This window comes from Pseudarthrobacter quantipunctorum, assembly GCF_045291495.1.
Lineage (GTDB): Bacteria > Actinomycetota > Actinomycetes > Actinomycetales > Micrococcaceae > Arthrobacter > Arthrobacter quantipunctorum.
Genome location: NZ_CP148033.1, coordinates 664114 through 680167, shown reverse-complemented (window position 1 = coordinate 680167; position 16054 = coordinate 664114). Strand labels below are relative to the sequence as shown.

General features: G+C 66.1%; 17 protein-coding genes. 4 read left to right on the top strand and 13 right to left on the bottom strand.

Annotated elements, in window-relative coordinates; all coding sequences use genetic code 11:
- Position 1 precedes the first annotated feature (1 nt).
- The 6 genes from WHH00_RS03085 to WHH00_RS03060 form a co-directional block, all read right to left on the bottom strand.
- Positions 2 to 2125, bottom strand: coding sequence for an Hsp70 family protein (locus tag WHH00_RS03085; RefSeq protein WP_406636430.1), 2124 nt, complete (start codon positions 2123 to 2125; stop codon positions 2 to 4).
- Positions 2126 to 2277: 152 nt separating this feature from the next.
- Positions 2278 to 3411 (bottom strand): c-type cytochrome biogenesis protein CcsB, encoded by a 1134-nt coding sequence (ccsB, locus tag WHH00_RS03080; RefSeq protein ID WP_406636428.1) that lies wholly within the window; start codon positions 3409 to 3411, stop codon positions 2278 to 2280.
- On the bottom strand, positions 3411 to 5177 hold the full coding sequence (locus WHH00_RS03075; protein WP_406636426.1) for a cytochrome c biogenesis protein ResB: 1767 nt from the start codon (positions 5175 to 5177) through the stop codon (positions 3411 to 3413). The genes ccsB and WHH00_RS03075 overlap by 1 nt, the downstream gene beginning before the upstream one ends.
- Positions 5177 to 5932 (bottom strand): cytochrome c biogenesis CcdA family protein, encoded by a 756-nt coding sequence (locus WHH00_RS03070; RefSeq protein ID WP_406636424.1) that lies wholly within the window; start codon positions 5930 to 5932, stop codon positions 5177 to 5179. The genes WHH00_RS03075 and WHH00_RS03070 overlap by 1 nt, the downstream gene beginning before the upstream one ends.
- Positions 5933 to 5946: 14 nt before the next feature.
- On the bottom strand, positions 5947 to 6561 hold the full coding sequence (locus tag WHH00_RS03065) for a TlpA family protein disulfide reductase (RefSeq protein ID WP_406636422.1): 615 nt from the start codon (positions 6559 to 6561) through the stop codon (positions 5947 to 5949).
- 2 nt (positions 6562 to 6563) lie between these two features.
- Entirely contained in the window at positions 6564 to 7244 is a 681-nt protein-coding gene (locus WHH00_RS03060; protein ID WP_406636420.1) for a histidine phosphatase family protein, read from the bottom strand.
- A gap of 210 nt (positions 7245 to 7454) precedes the next feature.
- Here WHH00_RS03060 and WHH00_RS03055 point away from each other — a divergent pair, with 210 nt between their 5' ends.
- The 3 genes from WHH00_RS03055 to WHH00_RS03045 all read left to right on the top strand — a co-directional run bounded on the left by WHH00_RS03055 (position 7455) and on the right by WHH00_RS03045 (position 9449).
- Positions 7455 to 8003, top strand: a complete 549-nt coding sequence (locus WHH00_RS03055) for a YceI family protein (RefSeq protein WP_231453921.1) — start codon at positions 7455 to 7457, stop codon at positions 8001 to 8003.
- A 101-nt stretch (positions 8004 to 8104) separates the two neighbouring features.
- Positions 8105 to 8572 (top strand): hypothetical protein, encoded by a 468-nt coding sequence (locus tag WHH00_RS03050; protein WP_406636418.1) that lies wholly within the window; start codon positions 8105 to 8107, stop codon positions 8570 to 8572.
- A gap of 109 nt (positions 8573 to 8681) precedes the next feature.
- On the top strand, positions 8682 to 9449 hold the full coding sequence (locus tag WHH00_RS03045; protein WP_406636416.1) for a hypothetical protein: 768 nt from the start codon (positions 8682 to 8684) through the stop codon (positions 9447 to 9449).
- Positions 9450 to 9503: 54 nt separating this feature from the next.
- Here WHH00_RS03045 and WHH00_RS03040 read toward each other — a convergent pair whose 3' ends face one another.
- Together WHH00_RS03040 and WHH00_RS03035 are read right to left on the bottom strand one after the other, a co-directional pair.
- On the bottom strand, positions 9504 to 10208 hold the full coding sequence (locus tag WHH00_RS03040) for a redox-sensing transcriptional repressor Rex (protein WP_231453924.1): 705 nt from the start codon (positions 10206 to 10208) through the stop codon (positions 9504 to 9506).
- A 119-nt stretch (positions 10209 to 10327) separates the two neighbouring features.
- On the bottom strand, positions 10328 to 10582 hold the full coding sequence (locus tag WHH00_RS03035; RefSeq protein ID WP_406636414.1) for a glutaredoxin family protein: 255 nt from the start codon (positions 10580 to 10582) through the stop codon (positions 10328 to 10330).
- A 99-nt stretch (positions 10583 to 10681) separates the two neighbouring features.
- Between WHH00_RS03035 and WHH00_RS03030 the strand changes: the two genes are divergently transcribed.
- Positions 10682 to 11500: an HAD family hydrolase gene (locus WHH00_RS03030; RefSeq protein WP_406636412.1), complete on the top strand. Its 819-nt coding sequence runs from the start codon at positions 10682 to 10684 to the stop codon at positions 11498 to 11500.
- 184 nt (positions 11501 to 11684) lie between these two features.
- Here WHH00_RS03030 and WHH00_RS03025 read toward each other — a convergent pair whose 3' ends face one another.
- The 5 genes from WHH00_RS03025 to WHH00_RS03005 all read right to left on the bottom strand — a co-directional run bounded on the left by WHH00_RS03025 (position 11685) and on the right by WHH00_RS03005 (position 16053).
- A complete protein-coding gene (locus WHH00_RS03025; RefSeq protein ID WP_003792170.1) occupies positions 11685 to 11783 on the bottom strand; it encodes a 30S ribosomal protein bS22 in 99 nt (32 codons plus the stop codon).
- Between the two features lie 149 nt (positions 11784 to 11932).
- Entirely contained in the window at positions 11933 to 12145 is a 213-nt protein-coding gene (locus tag WHH00_RS03020) for a helix-turn-helix domain-containing protein (RefSeq protein ID WP_066278759.1), read from the bottom strand.
- 143 nt (positions 12146 to 12288) lie between these two features.
- On the bottom strand, positions 12289 to 13434 hold the full coding sequence (locus tag WHH00_RS03015) for a 3-deoxy-7-phosphoheptulonate synthase (protein ID WP_406636409.1): 1146 nt from the start codon (positions 13432 to 13434) through the stop codon (positions 12289 to 12291).
- Between the two features lie 216 nt (positions 13435 to 13650).
- Complete coding sequence (locus WHH00_RS03010) at positions 13651 to 14979, bottom strand: glycoside-pentoside-hexuronide (GPH):cation symporter (protein WP_406636407.1); 1329 nt, start codon at positions 14977 to 14979, stop codon at positions 13651 to 13653.
- Positions 14980 to 15033: 54 nt separating this feature from the next.
- Entirely contained in the window at positions 15034 to 16053 is a 1020-nt protein-coding gene (locus WHH00_RS03005) for an acetylxylan esterase (protein ID WP_406636405.1), read from the bottom strand.
- Position 16054: the final 1 nt, after the last annotated feature.

Sequence of the window (16054 nt, the reverse complement as noted above, 5' to 3'; positions counted from 1 at the left end):
GTCAGGCCGCCGGTGCCGTGGTGGCCGTGGCTGTGTCGGTAGCCGTCTCCGTGCCGGACAAACCGGAGCCCAGGGACTCCTCAGCTGGGGACGTGAACCCGCTGGTGCCTGTCGGTGACGCCGATACCTGGACCGTCGGCGAAGGGGAAGCCGTGAGATCCCGCGACTTCGAACCCTTCACCGGTTTAAGCCATCGGCCGGATTCCGTCGGTGTGGCTGCCGTGTCCGTTGGCGTGGGCTCCGCCGTGCTGGAGTCGCGGGTAGGTTCCGGCGTGCTGGAATCCGTTGAAGAAGGTGTCGGTGTTTCGCTGCCAGATTCCGTGGGGGAAGGGCTTGCTGTGCCGGACTGATCGCCGGAATCCGTGGGGGACGTGGTTGTCGTATCGCCAGTGGCCGGCGTGCCGGTGGACGTGGCTGTATCCGTAGGCGTCCCAGTGGTCGCCGTATCCCCTGGCGCCGGGCTGCCGGTGTCGCCTGCCGCGGCAGCGCTGGTGGAGGGTCCTTCGGAGGCGCCCTTCTCGATGGCCCGGATGGACGCCACCTTCCCGTCCGCCAAAGGGCCTGGTGCCTGGGAGGCAGCGGCCCGCTGCATGCCCGGCTCGATGCCTGCCACCGGGATCTGGACATCTCCGGCGGCGCCGGCCCCGTTGCCGCCGTCACTGTTGCCGCCGTCGCTGTTGCCGCCTCCTGCGGACCCGGTGGCGGGGACCGCGGGCCGGTCGTTGGAAGCCCCGGCCGGCGGGACGAACACCGAGGTCAGGCTGTTGAATCCTGCCGGGCTCTGGGCTGCGGTGGCAGTAAGGACGGTCAACAGGACGGCGGTGGCCGCCACAGCAGTAAGCCGCACCCGCGGTTTCGGCCCGTGTACTCCGCCCTTGTCCCCCTTGCCCTGGCTAAGGGCTGCTGCCGCCAGGGAACCCGGGGCAGGAGTGGGGTTCCGGGACCAGCTGGCCAGCCTCAGCGGCGCCTGCGCACGTTCCGGGGCCGGGCTGGGAACAACGTCATCTGAAGCGTCAGCTGAAGATTCCGCCGCAGCAGCAATAGCCGCCCGTCCCAGCACCGCGGACACGGCGGCGCCCATGCAGATGGAGGACTTGGGGTCTGCGTCCACCGCGATGGGACGGTCAAGCTGTTCCGAGATCAACTGGGCAACAAGGGGGATCCGGGAGGACCCGCCAATCAGCAGCACGGCGGTGAGGTCCGCCGGCTCCAGGCCGAGCTGCCCCAGCGATTGTTCCAGGGCATCCACGGTGTCCCGGACGGGGTCTTCGATCAGGGACTCGAACTCGGGGCGGACCAGGCGTATCTGCTGCTGGATCCCGGGCAGGAGTACGGAGATGTTGGCTTCGCTGTCGCTGGAGAGCGCTTCTTTGGCTTCAACGCACTCCCGCCGCAGCCGGGAAAGTGCGGCCAGCACTCCAGGGCCGGCCGGGTCCAGCGCGGCCAGGGCGCCGTCCGTATGGTCGGCCACATAGCGGAAAAGGGCGGCATCGAAATCGGCGCCGCCCATGTGTTCAAAGCCTTCCGGTTTCCCCAATAGTTCAAACCGGTTGCTGGCCTCTTTGCGGAGGACAGCGGTATCGAAGGTTCCGCCGCCAAGGTCGTAGACGGCGATGATGCTGCCGTCCTCCACGCGCACCTGCGACGCATAATGGAGGGCTGCGGCTTCCGGCTCGGTCAGGAGGGTGACGTTCCCAAGCCCCTTGGCGGCGAGGGCGTCCTTGATGAGGGACGTGCGGTGGAAGCCCCAGGCAGCGGGGTACGTCAGGATGATTTCCGACGGCGGCGCCCCCTGGCGTTCCTCCGCCCGGTCTGCCACCCAGCGGGCCATGGTTGCGAACACGTCCTCGGCGGCGAGGGACAGCGTGCCCACGGAGATCGGCACGGCGTCGCCCACCCGGCGCTTGAATTCCCGCACAACCCGCCCGGGGGAATCCAGGCCGCGGCGTTCAGCGGCCTCCCCCACCAGGACGGATCCGTCGTCGGGGTAAAAAAGAACAGAGGGTACCGAGGTTCCACGGAGTCCCAGCGGCAGGCACTCGGGAGAAGAAGCTCCCTGGTCAAAACGGGCTATGGCAGCAGCTGTGAAGCTGGTTCCCACATCAACGGCGAGAACGTAGCTCATGGGTACCTCAGGAAAAACTGTTGTTCCGCCAGCAAACTTCATCACGGGCGCACGAAACCAAAGTAGCATTACCGGCTGACCGGGAACAGCCCTGTTGCTACATCGATTTTATAGATGCCCCCTGGCGCGCGGGGACCTTCCAGAATCCCTGCTCAGAGGCCTGAATACGAGTGGAGCCCGTTGAAGAACTGGTTCACGATGGTGAAGTTGAAAACCACGCAGAGGTAGCCCACGATCGAAAGCCAGGCAGCCCGCGTGCCGGTCCAGCCACGCGTTGCGCGCGCGTGGAGGTATCCGGCGTAGACAACCCAGATCACGAAGGTCCACACCTCTTTGGTGTCCCAGCCCCAGAACCGTCCCCAGGCCTTTTCTGCCCAGATGGCGCCGAACATGAGGGTGAACGTCCAGCCGATGAAGGCGATGGCGTTGATGCGGTAGGACAGGTTCTCCAGGCTCAGCGCGGACGGCACCAGGCGCATGAAGCCAAGCTTGTCCGCACCGCCGGCAGCCGCCGTCTTCTGGCGGTGGGACTGGACCAGCTGCAGGGCGGACATCGCGAAGGTCAGGGTGAAGAGGGCGGAGGACAGCACGGCGATGGACACATGGATGATCAGCCAGTAGCTCTGGAGGGCGGGAACCAGGTGCCCCACGGGGGTCCAGTAGGCCACGGACGCGGCCACCAGCATGATGATGGCCAGGCCCACCACGAACGTACCCAGGAAGCGGAGGTCGCGGCGGACCAGCACCAGCAGGAACACCGCCACCGCCACGAACGCGCCGGTGGTGAGGAACTCGTACATGTTGCCCCAGGGCACCCGGCCGGCACCCAGCGCACGGGTCACCACGCCGGCGGCGTGGATCAGGGCGCCGAGGATGGTCAGGGCCACTGCCACGCGTGCGGGCGCGCGGCGTTCCGCGGCATAGCGCATGTCGGCGTCGGCGGTGATGGCTCCCCCGGCACCCGCGCTTGGGGCCTTGGTGGTGGACGACGACGGCCGCTCGGCCCTGCCGGCCGGCCCGCCGAGGTGCGTCCCGGCGTCGGCACGGGAGCCTTCAGCTGACGCAGCGCGTTCCCCCATCCCGGCTGCCACCGGAATCTTGGCCCCGCCGTGGGCCTGGCCTGCTTCGGAAGCCTGGGCCGCTTTGAGGTCGATAGCGCGGAGCGCCCTGCTGCTCTTGGCCAGGTCCCAGGCGAAAGCGATGAAGGCGACGGTGTACGTGCCGGCCGCCAGCAGCATAAAGAGCTCGCTGTACTGGCCCATGGTTTCGTTGATTCCGTACGGCATTACTGGTCCTTTTCGGGCCCGGTGGGGCCGGCTGGGGTGGTGACTGGGCCTGTGGTTGAGGCGGTTCCGGTGCTATTGTCCCCCGGGCTGCCGGGAGTTTCCTGTGAGGTCCGGGGCGGGCCCTGGCCAGGATCCAGCTGCCACTCTTCGGTCAGCAGCTTGCGGAGGGCTGCAGCTTCGCCGGCGAGCCGGTGGTCCTCGCCGCGGGCCAGGAGCCCGTACTCGACCATGGTGCGGCCGTCCTCGTGGGTGCCGGTACGGACCCACACGCGGCGGCGGTTGACGTAAAGCGACAGGACCAGGCCGGCCACGGCCAGCAGCGCGAAGATCAGGGCATAGAGCTGGCCGGGATTGTGGTGGATGTCCACGCCGATGTACCGCTTGACGCCGTCGAAGCTGATGGTGCCCTTCCCGTCAGGGAGGGTATAGCTGGTCCCGGGAGAAAGGGTGATGCCGCCGGCGTCCAGGTTGCGGGCGTTCAGCGGGGTCAGGTCCTTGACGTCCAGTTCGAAGACGTTCTGCGGCGCTCCGTCATCCAGGCCCAGGTCCCCGTAGTACGAGTTAAGCGTCAGCTGCGGATTGAAGAGTTCCGGGTCCCCGCTGAAGGAGACCCCTTCATCGCTGACGAACGCTGTGGGCAGGAAGAACCCGGCGAAACCCAGCTGGTCGGGCGCGGCGTCCGGGACCTTGATCACCACCGAGGAGTAGTAGTTGTCCCCCTGCAGCTTGGCCACCACGGGACCCTGCATGGCCACGTTGCCTGCGCCGTCCCGGATGGTCACCACGGGGGCGTAGCCGTTGCCGGTGAGGTAGATGCTGGTGCCGCCCAGGGTGACGGGGTCGTTGACCTTGAGGGTTTCCTGCTGCGCCGGGGCGTCCGGGTTTTCCTTGGTGGTCACTGCGGCGGAGAAGTCGATGGGCTGGCCAAACTTGCCCTCGGACTCGCGGTCGAACGTGATGTCGAACTTGTCCAGCTGGATGGAATAGGGCTGCAGCTGGCTGGACTGGAAATTGGTGCCGGGGGTGAACTGGTCATAGCCCACCAGGGTGTTCACGAAGGTGTCGCCCTCCACCAGGATCCGCTGGCCGCTGTAGCCGAACAGGCCGCCGATGGCCACGGACACCAGCACGCCAATGAGGGACGTGTGGAAGACGAGGTTGCCCACTTCCTTGAGGAAGCCGCGCTCGGCACCCAAAGACGGCCGCGCGCCGTCGTCGTCCCTGACCTCGACGCGGTAGCCGCGCTTCTTCAGCAGCCCGGCGGCGTTGTGGATGGCGTCCGACGCCGGGATCCCGGCACCGGCGGGAATGACCAGTGTGCCGTACTCGGGAAGGCGGGAGAGGCGTTTGGGGGTGCGCGGCGGCTGGGACCGCATCGCCTTGTAGTGGGCGATGGCGCGGGGTACCACGCAGCCAATCAGGGAGATGAACAGCAGCAGGTAGATGGCGGAGAACCAGGCCGAAGAGTAGACGTCGTACAGCTGCAGGGTGTCCAGCAGCTTGCCGTAGTCCGGGTTGTCCTTGATGTACTGCGTAACCACCGACGGGTTTGCCGGACGCTGCGGGAACAGCGAGCCGGGAACGGCGGCAACAGCCAGGAGCAGCAGCAGGAAGAGCGCCGTGCGCATGCTGGTCAGCTGGGTCCAGGCCCAGCGCAGCATCTCCTTGGGACCCAGGGCGGGCAGCGCGGCGTCGGCCTTGGCCTCTGACACCTTGCCGGCGGCCGGGTTGGAGGATTTTTTCTCTACGTTCACGCGCTCGCTCATCAGATCGGCAACTTCACATCGGTTTGGAACCAGTACTGCAGCTCGGTCACCCAGGTGCCCCAGACGCCGCTGGCCATCAGCAGGCCCAGCACCACCAGGATGCCCCCGCCGGTGCGCTGGATGGCCAGCCGGTGCTTGCGGAAGAACGCCATCACGCCCATCCCGCGGCGGACCGCCAGTGCGATCAGCAGGAAGGGTATGCCCAGGCCCAGGCTGTAGACGAAGGCCAGGAAGGCGCCCTTGGCAGCGGAGGATCCCCCGGAAAGGCTCAGCAGCTGCACGGCCGAGTAGGTGGGGCCAATGCACGGGGCCCAGCCCAGCCCGAAAGTCAGGCCCAGCAGCGGCGCTCCCCAGAGCCCGGCCGGCGGCCTGGCCGAGATTTTGGCGTCGCGCTGCAGCCAGCTGAAGCCGCCCATGAAGACCACGCCCATCACGATCACCAGGATGCCCAGGACCTGGGTGATCCAGGCGTTCTGGGAACCCGTGATGAGGGTCCCCAACTGGCCGAAAGCGCCGCCCAGGAGGACGAAAATGACGGAAAAACCGAGGACGAACAGCCCGATTCCCACCAGCATCCGGCCGCGCTTCTGCTTCTGCAGGTCCACGCCGCTGAGTCCCGTGACGTAGCCCAGGTATCCGGGGACCAGGGGCAGCACGCATGGAGAGAGGAAGGAAACCAGTCCGGCCAGCAGGGCCACCGGGATGGCAAGCAGGAGCGAGCCGTTCAGGATGGCTTCGGCAAAGGGGCTGTTCACGGTCCGGACCGCCGCTACTCTGCCACGGCGGCAGCGATGAGGGCCTTCAGGGTGCCTTTTTGGACTTCGCCCAGGACACGGGAGGCCACGCGGCCCTGCTTGTCCAGCACCAGGGTTGTGGGGACCGCGCCCGGCGGGACCAGCCCGGAAACCGCCAGGAGGACACCGCCGTCCTTGTCGTCAAAACTGGGGTAGGTCAGGTTGAAGGTCTTTTCGAAGGCCTCGGCGGTGGCTTTCTCGTCCCGCAGGTTGACGCCGTAGAACTGCACGCCCTGGTCCTTGAACTCCTGGTGCAGCTCTTCGAGGATGGGGGCTTCCACCCGGCACGGGGCGCAGGCGGCGAACCAGAAGTTCAGCACGGTCACCTTGCCCTGGAAGTCAGCCGGGGCCACTGCCGTGCCGTTGAAGAGCGTGCCGTTGACCTGGACGGCCGACTTGCGGTCCGCCGCGGCGAACTCAGTGACGGATCCGTCCCCGGCGACATAGTTCTTGTTGTCTCCGGCCTTCGCCTGCTGCGCAAGGGCATCCTCCTGGGCGCAGCCGGACAGGCCCAAGGTCACAGCAGTCAGGACCAGGCCGCCGGCAGCCAGCAGGCTGCGGCGGGAGGTCACGAAATTACTGTCGGTCACAACTAGGCTCCAGGGGTGCTGGACGCACCCGGAAGAAGGGAAGCGGCCGGTTCGCTGTACTGCACGCGCAGGAGCGTGCCGGCGTCGTCGAACACCAGGGACGTGATGGACGTCAGGGTGCATTCGCGTTTCCGCGGGTCATGCCACAGCGGCTTTCCCTCGGCGCTGAGGCGCGTGGCCCAAATGGGGAGCTGGTGGCTGACCATGATGGCCTCAGGCCCCTCCGTTCCAAAGTCCCCGGCTGCCAGCTCGATGGCGCGCAGCCGCGCGTCCTGGACAGCTTCCATGACCCGGGACGCCTGGTTCTTGTACGGCTCGCCCCAGGAGGGCCGCAGGGGGTTGACCAACCGCGGCCAGTGCTTCGGGCGGCGCAGCTCGGCCTTGGTGACCTTCATGCCCTCAAAGTAGTTCTCTGCCTCGATGATCCGCTCGTCCGTGTGGATCTGCAGCTTCAGGGCGTCCGACGTCGGCCGGGCAGTTTCCTGCGCACGGTCCAGCGGAGAGGCGGCCAGGTAGGTGATCCGGGCACCGCCGGCGGCGCGGCGACTGAAGTGCTCGGCGAGCGTACGCGCCATCTCCTGCCCCAGTTCGGAGAGGTGGAATTCGGGCAGCCGTCCGTAGAGAACGCCGTCGGGATTGTGGACCTCGCCGTGGCGGAGCAAATGGACAGTGGCTTGGGGCATGTTTACCAGTTTCTCAAAGATGGCGTGCGATCCGAAATCTCCCGGCGAAGCTTCTACAAAGAGTAGAACTGAAGTTTTTGAAGAAATGTTCCGAAGCCGGGAACAAAACATGCAAATGCATGTTTATACTGGATGCAGCAGTTAGTTGAGACTTCAACAGATGAAGTTTCAACAGCAACCCGCCAATACGCATACACAAGGAGCATCACCATGGCACTTCCCGCAGACGTCACCACCGGCACCTGGACCCTGGACAACTCACACAGCGAGATCGGCTTCACGGTCCGCCACGCAGGCATCAGCAAGGTCCGCGGCCAGTTCACCGAAGCCGCCGCCACCCTGGACCTCCCCGAAGACGTCACCGGCGCCAGGATCAACGCCACCATCAACACCGCCAGCTTCGATTCCGGCGACGTCAACCGCGATGGACACGTCAAGGGCGAGGACTTCTTCGACGTGGAGAAGTTCCCCGAAATCTCCTTCGTCTCCAACGGCCTCGTGGCCAAGGGCAACAGCTACGAACTGACCGGCGACCTGACCATCAAGGGTGTCACCCGCCCCGTCACCCTGGAGACCGAGTTCAACGGCGTGGCTGTTGACCCCTTCGGCAACACCCGGGCAGGCGTTTCCGCCGAGACCACCATCAGCCGCAAGGACTTCGGCCTGACCTGGAACGCCATCCTGGAGACCGGCGGCGTCCTGGTCAGCGACAAGGTTGCCATCAACCTCGAACTCGCCTTCATCGCTCCCGCGGCATAATTCCTTCCCGCTCCGGCACCCCGGCCCTGGACTCCCGCAGTCCGGTGCCGGGGTGCCGTCCTTTAAGCGCACTGGGACCCGCGGGGTTTACAGTGAACGCCATGAGCCACTCTCCCAGCGGACCGCGGAACGGTTTCGCCGAGCTGTTTTCCGTTACCGCCCGGCCCACCGAGATTAAGGTCTCGTTCTGGATCTGGTTTATAGGCGGGGTCCTTGCCTTGATGGGCGGGCTCCTGGGGATGCTGGCGTCCCTGGTGCTCTTTGCCGCCGCGCCCGCGGCCGCTGCAGCCGTCGTCGCACTGATGCTGCTGGGCGCTGCCGTGGGCGCCGCGCAGATGGTTTTAGCGGTCAAGATGAAGGCCGGCCGGCAGTGGGCGCGGGTCGCCCTGACGGTGCTGGCCGGGATCACCCTGGTCCTGGCAGCGGTTAATACGGCGGCAGGCATGGGGCAGGGCGCCGGAAACTGGACAGCCTTCCTTATCAGCCTGGCAGCAGCGGTCCTTCTGTGGCTGCCAAATTCCCAGGCATGGTTCGCAGCGGTTTCGGGCCGGAATACCTCTTCCGAATGACCCACAAGGTGCCTGCCCGGGGGTACGGTGGACTTAAGTGATGCTGGGGGTAGGGGACAGGACCGAGCCCGGCGACCTACCTGGAACCCGACACGCAAAAGGACCGCCCATGAGCACTCCCCCCGTCCCGCCTCCCGTTCCCAACGATCCCGAGTCCGGCGGCGAGACTCCGCGCTACGGCCAGAACGCACCCCAGTATGGCCAAAACCAGCCCCAGTACGGGCAGCAGTCCGGAACCCCGCAGTATGGACAGAATGCCCCGCAGTACGGGCAGAACCCGCCGCCGCAGTACGGCCAGAACCCGCCGGCGCAGTACGGCCAGTCCGGCGCTCCCCAGTACGGCCAGCAGCCGTATGGCCAGTCCCCCTACGCGCAGTATCCGTCCGAGCAGCCGCAACCGTCCGGCAGCACTGGCGTTCCCCAGATGGTCAACATCTCCTTCTGGCTGCTGATCGCCTCCGCCGCGATCTTTGTCATTTCGATGCTGACCGGCCTGACCACGCTGGACGATCCCATGTTCCGCGACGCCTTTGAGACCCAGATCGAGGGCAGCGGGGCGGGAGTGACGTACGAGGACATGAAGGGCGTCATCGCCGGAACCCTGGTGGTGTTCGCCATCATTGGCCTGGCCCTCTACCTGCTGGTGGCGTTCTTCGTCCGCAAGGGCAAGAACTGGGCACGGATCCTGGGCACGGTCTTCGCGGCACTGTCCATCTTCGGCCTCTTCGGCCCGCCCAGCTTCGCAACCATCGGTACGCTGCTGGGGATTGCGGCCATTGTGTTGCTCTACCTGCCGGCCTCGGCTCCGTATTTCCGGCGCCAGCAGCCGTTCGCCAACCCTTACGGCGGCAACATGGGGAACCCGTACGGCCGGTAACTCCAGCACTCCCACCCTTCGGGCGTGGGCACCGGGACCAGCCGCTGACGGAATCTAGGCGGTCTGCCCCGGGGCCTGCGCCCGTTGTGCGTGGTAGGCCAGGATCTGCAGTTCCGTTGCCATGTCCACCTTGCGGAGGTTCACGCCCTCCGGGACCTGGAGCATGATGGGGGCGAAACTCAGGACGCTGCGGACCCCGGCCGCCACCACGCGGTCGCACACATCCTGGGCCACCGAGGCGGGAAGGGCCAGGACCACCATATTGGCCCCGGTCCGGTGCAGCACCGTTTCCAGGTCCGCCACATCGCTGACGCGCAGCCAGCCCACCTCGTTGCCCACCACCATCTGGTCAGCATCAAAGATGGCCACGACGTCGAAGCCCCGGGATTCGAAGCCTCCATACCGTGCGAGGGCCTTGCCAAGGTTGCCGGCGCCGACGATCGCCACTTTCCAGTCGTGGGTGAGTCCCAGTGCAGCCGCGATGTGCCGGCTCAGGTACTGCACCTCGTAACCGACTCCGCGGGTGCCGTAGGAGCCCACGTGGGAGAGGTCCTTGCGGAGCGTTGCAGAGCTGACGCCGGAGGCCTCGGCAAGGGATTCAGAGGAGACCCGCTCCACTCCCTCTGCCAGGAGTGTATTAAGGGCACGCAGGTAGAGGGTCAGCCGGGCCACTGCAGCGGGCGGAATCTGTTTGGCTGCCGTGCCCGCAGGTCCCGGCAGGTCCGGGACAGCCTGGGGGGTTGAATCCAGCGAAGCCACCAGCCCCTCCCTCGCATCGCGTTGTGACTCCACTCTAGGGCCCAACCGGCAATGCCATCAAAGCAGGAGCCACCGATGCGGAGAAGACTCGGGACCGCGCCATATCGGGTGCTGCTCCCCTACTGTGCCATGGCCCGCTGGAGCACGCGTCCCAGCCGGGCTTCATCGATTTTCCAGAAATCGCGCTGCACCCCGTCCACCAGCACCACCGGAATTTCCTCCGCATAGCGTTCACGGAGTTCCGGCTGGTTGTCCACCAACTCCTCGCTCCACTCAAGTCCCAGCGAAGACGTAACCCGGCCGACGGCGTCGCGCGCGTCTTCGCAAAGGTGGCAGTCTGCCTTGGTGATCAGGACAACGCGGGGTGTGGCCATGCCTTAACCGTAGCCCCGTTCCCACGGCTCCCGCGACGCCGGGCCCGTGGGAACAAGGCTAAACGGGGATTGAACAGCGGATTGACTAGACTCGACTGCATGCCCGAGGAGAAGTACGTTGCCGTAGTCACCAAGCCGGTTGCTGCGCCGCAACCGGGTGAGGCGGCGTTCTTCGATGTGGACAACACCCTGATGCGCGGGGCCAGCCTCTTCCACGTTGCCAGGAAGATGCACCAGCGCGGGGCGTTCACCATGGCCCAGGCTGCCGGCTTCGCGTGGAAGCAGTTCAAGTTCGTGGCCCGCGGGGAGAACATGGACGATGTCCATGCCGTCCGTGACTCCGCACTGACGCTGGCCGCAGGCATAACGGTGGATGACATCAAGGCGCTCGGCGAAGAGGTCTACGACGAGATGATCGCCTCCCGCATCTGGCCGGGCGCCAAAGCTCTGGCGGAGCAGCACCTGCGCGTGGGCCGGCGGGTGTGGCTGGTGACCGCCACACCTATCGAGGTGGCCACCGTGATCTCCACCAGGCTTGGACTGACCGGCGCCCTGGGGACCGTAGGCGAAATTTCCGAAGGCATGTACACCGGGCGCCTGGTGGGTGACATCCTGCACGGTTCGGCCAAGGCGGTTGCCGTCCAGGCCGTGGCCGATGCCGAGGACCTGGACCTCAGGCGCTGCTGGGCGTACAGCGACTCCTACAACGACATTCCGCTGCTCACCCTGGTGGGCCACCCGGTGGCCATCAACCCGGATGCCCGCCTGCGCCGGCACGCACGGGACAACAACTGGCCGGTCTACGATTTCCGGTCCGGCCGGCGCGCGGCCACCTTCGGCCTCAAAGCCGCAACGGCCGGCGGCGCCGTCTACGGGCTCTGGAAGGGCTTCGCCCGCATCCGCGGCCCGCGCATCTAGCTCCACCGCCGCTGGTTCCACCGGCCACCCCGACCCCCGTTACCAAGCTTGTTTGCGCATCCGAACCTTCAAGGCGCGGATCCGCGAACAAGGCCAGGAAACCCCGGTCACACCCCATCCAGCACAAAGAAAATGCCCGCCGCCTCGGAAGGCGACGGGCATTTCTGCGCTGTTCGAAGTATCTCTACTTCTTGTTGCGGCGCTGGTGACGGGTCTTGCGAAGCAGCTTGCGGTGCTTCTTCTTGGCCATACGCTTGCGACGCTTCTTAATAACTGAACCCACGTAAGTTCCTTACAAACTAGATGCAGTACCTGTCTGATGGAAATTGTTCGTGGACAGAGCTACGAACTGAACAACTGACAGATTCTTACAATGACGTAAAACGTTCCTTAACAGGGTACCGCTTCCGGGAGGCGGCTACGGACAGCTGCTCAGGCCGTCTCGGTGTGACCGTCCACTACGGCACCTTTGAGGTACTGTTCGACGGCTTGTTCCGGAACCCGGTAGGAGCGGCCGAAGCGCACTGCCGGCATCTCGCCGGAGTGCACCAGCCGGTACACGGTCATTTTGGAGACGCGCATGACCTGGGCTACTTCAGCCACGGTCAGGAACTTCGCGTTGGAGAAGTTCTGTTCTGCCGACATTTCCCTATATTCCTTTGCTGACGGATGGACAACAGTGACCCCAGGTACGTGCCAATGCGGTGTTCCGATGCTGAGCCATCCACCAACCACCTATCTAGATACTCTAGATGTTCCTGTGGCAGAAGTGAAAGTAGTAGATCCCCCTATTTCGCTTCCCGCCGCTTGCGCGCGGAGGCCGCCAGCTGGTCCAGGACAGATACCGAAACGTCCCAGTCCATGCACGCATCGGTGACGCTCTGCCCGTACACCAGCTCGGCCCGGCCGGCCGCGTGCTCTGCAACATCCAGGTTCTGCGCTCCGCCCACCAGGAAGCTTTCGAGCATGACGCCGGCAATCGCCTGCGCGGACGTGCCGCCGTCCTCCAGCTGCGCACCGATCTCCAGGGCCACCTCCGCCTGCCGGTGGTGGCTCTTGCCGCTGTTGGCGTGGCTGGCATCCACGATCAGGCGCGGGTTCAGCTGCTTGCCGGCAAGCGTGGCAGACGCCGCCCCGACGTCGGCAGCAGAGTAGTTGGGTCCCTTTCGTCCGCCGCGGAGGATTACATGGGTGTCCGGGTTTCCGGCGGTGGACACCAGCGCCGCCCGGCCGTCACCGTCAATGCCGAGGAAAGACTGGGCCGCAGCCGCTGCACCGCAGGCGTCGATGGCCACCTGGAGGTCGCCGTCGGTCCCGTTCTTGAAGCCGATGGGCATCGACAGTCCGGACGCGAGCTGCCGGTGGATCTGGCTTTCGGTGGTGCGCGCCCCGATGGCGCCCCACGAGATCAGGTCGGCCATGTACTGCGGGCTGATGGGCTCGAGGAACTCGGTTGCGGTGGGGAGGCCCAGGGCGGTCACCTGCTGGAGGAACTGCCGGGCGGTGCGGAGTCCAGTGACCATGTCGTGGCTGCCGTCCAGGCGGGGATCGTTGATCAGGCCCTTCCAGCCCACGGTGGTGCGGGGCTTTTCGAAGTACGTCCGCATCACGATCAGCAGGTCTTCCCTGTGCTTCTCGGCCTGGCTGACCAGCCGGCGGGCGTACTCCAGCCCGGCTTTGGGATCGTGGATGGAGCAGGGCCCCACAATCACCAGCAGGCGGTCGTCCACGCCGTCCATGATGGCCCGGACTTCATCGCGTCCGCGTTCGACGACGTCCGCCACCCGGGCGTCCAGCGGGAGTTCCGCGATGAGTTCGGACGGGGTGGGCAGCGCCGTGAATTCGCTGACGCGCAGGTTCGAGGTCGACTTGGCCGCGGCTTCAGTGCGGGAGATGCCGGCGTTGGCGCTTGCGGGGGCTGTTGCGGTGCTCATGGTGGGGTCCTGTTCCAGATGGGAAGCGGGCCCGGATCAGAACCCGCCGGAGAAACGGCGAAGGGCAGAGAATGATCTCTGCCCTGTTGGCTCTGAAGGAAAGTTGGATGCGTGTCAGTTAGACGCAGGCCCCTCCAGAGCCAACGAAAAATACGCATACCAACGGTTTGTCATGCCATGAACCATAACCGCAGGTTCCGCGGATTGGCAAAACGGTTACGTTGCGTCACGGGACAGGCTCGCCACCAGCTCTGCATGCTTCCGGTCCGTGAGGCGGTACCAGTACATGATGCCCACGGCCGCCAGGACCAGGGCGCCGGGAAGCAGTCCCGCCGCGGCCCTGATGGCAAGGGTCGCGGATTCCGGCTGCCCCGCCGCACCCGAGGCGTAGCCGCCCCAGGCCAGGCAAAAGGCCACCACTCCGGCACCGAAGCCCATGCCCAGCTTCCTGGTGGCCGCCAGGAGCGCGTAATTGATGCCCTGCACCCGGACCCCGGTCTTCCACTCGCCGTATTCCACGGTGTCCGCAATCAGGGCCCAGGTGACAATGCTGACCGACGCGGACGCAAGCAGTCCCAGCACCAGGCCTGCCACGCCAAGCAGGGGCACTTCGGCGGGGGCCAGGAAAACCAGCACACCGCCAACGGCACCAAGGCTGGCGCCGGCGCTGTACACGGCACGCTTGCCCCAGCGCGCCACCGGACGCGGAATGAGGACCGCCAGGGTGAGCGTGATGACCACCTGCGCGGCGGCCATGAGGGGGAACAGGTCCACCCGGGACAGCACATCCCGGAGGTAGTAGAACTGGGATGCTCCCGTGGCGGATGTGCCGGTGACAAAAAGCACCGAGCTGACGCAGAGGATGACCAGCGGCGAGTTGGCCTTCAGGGCCGCCATGCTCTGCCTGAGGGTGATCCTGGGGACGCTGCCGGGAACCTGCTCCACGCAGGCGGCACCCGTAAAGGCGTAGAGGGCAGAGCCCACGACGGCGAACGTGATGGTCAGCCAGGTGAAGACTTGCTGCATGTCCTGCCCGGCCCCCAGGAGCGGCGCGATGAAGAAGCCCAGCGTGGCACCAACGGAGAGTCCGCCAAGGGTCCGTGCACCGCCCAGCCGGGCGCGCTGCGTGGCGTCCTGCGTCATGGCCCCCACCAGGCAGCCGTAGGGAACATTGACCATGCTGTAGGCGATGCACACCAGGCCGTACGTGCAGTAGGCGTAAAGCAGCTTCAGGGACGGATCGGCATCCGGGACATGGAAGACGGCCACGCTCAGCAGGAGCGGGATGAAGCCGAACATCAGGAACGGCCGGAACTTGCCCCACCGCCTGCTGTGGACGCGGTCCACGATGCGCCCGGCGGCGATGTCCGTGAACGCGTTGAAGACCCGCAGGAGAAGCAGCAGGGTCCCCGCGGCTGCCGCCCCGATCCCCGCAACATCCGTGTAGTAGACGAGCAGGAACATGTTCCCGGTGCTGATGATCATGCTGTTGGCGGCATCGCCGGCGCCGTAGGCAAAGACGCTGAGCCTGCTGAGTTTCTTCATCACTTCCTGTTTCCGCAGGCCGGGAAACCGTTTTCTCCAGCCTGCAGAAGGAACTTACCCCAAAATCTTCCGCAGAAACAGCAGCTGGCGGATCCAGTGGTGTTCCTGGCCGCCCTCGTGGTTGTTGAACCGGTACACCTCGATCTCCTTGTCCGCACCGGTTCCGGAGGAGCCCGCCGTTCCAGAGCCGTAGGCGTTGAAGCTCGCAAAGACCGTCGACGGCGGGCAGATGTCGTCCATCTGGGCGGCGGAGTACAGCGCAGGGGCTGTTGCCCAGCGGGCCAGGTTGACGCCGTCGAAATAGCGCAGGACGGCGAGCGCGGCGTCGTACCGGTCCCGGTGCCGTGCCAGGAACTGGGCGATTTCCGGGTACGGCCCGCGCGGTGTGATGTCGATGGCCCGGGGAAAGTCCTGGAGGAACGGGACGTCGGGCAGCGCGGCGATGACGCCGTCGAGCCTTCCGGCCGCCAGGCCCGCAGTGGCCACCACGATGCCGCCGCCCTGGCTGACGCCGGCCAGCACCACCCTGGAGGGGTCGACGGCGGGGTGGGACTGGGCGGCTTCCACGGCCCGGAAGGCGTCCACGTACACCCTGCGGTAGTAGTAGTCCTCTCGGCTTCCGAGGCCGCGGGTCATGAGTCCGGCGTGGGCGACGTCCCCGGCGGAGGGGTGCGGGTCCGGTGTTTCACCCAGTGTGCCGCCGTAGCCCTGGCCGCGGGTGTCCATGATGAAATGCGCGTACCCGGCCTGGGCCCAGCGGGTGTCCTGGTTGACCAGCCCGCGGCCGCCCGAGTAGCCAACGTACTGGACCACCACCGGCAGCGCCGCCCCCGCTTCCCTGTGCGCCGGGAAGTGGAACCAGCCCCGGACCGGAGCGCCGCCGTACCCTGCGAAGGTGACGTCGAAGGTGTCAATGACGGAGAGGTAGTTGTCCACCGGCTCAAAACTGGCATCCAGCGGGAAGGCACGGGCTTCCCTGATGGTGGCATCCCAGAACTGGCGAAGGTCCTCCGGGGGCGTCACGTCCGAGGAGTACGAGCGGAGCTGCGCAAGCGGGAGGTCGAAGAGCGGCATG

Bases quoted from the DNA above. Each gene is read 5' to 3' on its own strand.
- WHH00_RS03085 (WP_406636430.1), bottom strand. From the start codon at position 2,125: ATGAGCTACGTTCTCGCCGTTGATGTGGGAACCAGCTTCACAGCTGCT.
- ccsB (WP_406636428.1), bottom strand. From the start codon at position 3,411: ATGCCGTACGGAATCAACGAAACCATGGGCCAGTACAGCGAGCTCTTT.
- WHH00_RS03075 (WP_406636426.1), bottom strand. From the start codon at position 5,177: ATGAGCGAGCGCGTGAACGTAGAGAAAAAATCCTCCAACCCGGCCGCC.
- WHH00_RS03060 (WP_406636420.1), bottom strand. From the start codon at position 7,244: ATGCCCCAAGCCACTGTCCATTTGCTCCGCCACGGCGAGGTCCACAAT.
- WHH00_RS03055 (WP_231453921.1), top strand. From the start codon at position 7,455: ATGGCACTTCCCGCAGACGTCACCACCGGCACCTGGACCCTGGACAAC.
- WHH00_RS03050 (WP_406636418.1), top strand. From the start codon at position 8,105: ATGAGCCACTCTCCCAGCGGACCGCGGAACGGTTTCGCCGAGCTGTTT.
- WHH00_RS03045 (WP_406636416.1), top strand. From the start codon at position 8,682: ATGAGCACTCCCCCCGTCCCGCCTCCCGTTCCCAACGATCCCGAGTCC.
- WHH00_RS03035 (WP_406636414.1), bottom strand. From the start codon at position 10,582: ATGGCCACACCCCGCGTTGTCCTGATCACCAAGGCAGACTGCCACCTT.
- WHH00_RS03030 (WP_406636412.1), top strand. From the start codon at position 10,682: ATGCCCGAGGAGAAGTACGTTGCCGTAGTCACCAAGCCGGTTGCTGCG.
- WHH00_RS03020 (WP_066278759.1), bottom strand. From the start codon at position 12,145: ATGTCGGCAGAACAGAACTTCTCCAACGCGAAGTTCCTGACCGTGGCT.
- WHH00_RS03015 (WP_406636409.1), bottom strand. From the start codon at position 13,434: ATGAGCACCGCAACAGCCCCCGCAAGCGCCAACGCCGGCATCTCCCGC.
- WHH00_RS03010 (WP_406636407.1), bottom strand. From the start codon at position 14,979: ATGAAGAAACTCAGCAGGCTCAGCGTCTTTGCCTACGGCGCCGGCGAT.
- WHH00_RS03005 (WP_406636405.1), bottom strand. From the start codon at position 16,053: ATGCCGCTCTTCGACCTCCCGCTTGCGCAGCTCCGCTCGTACTCCTCG.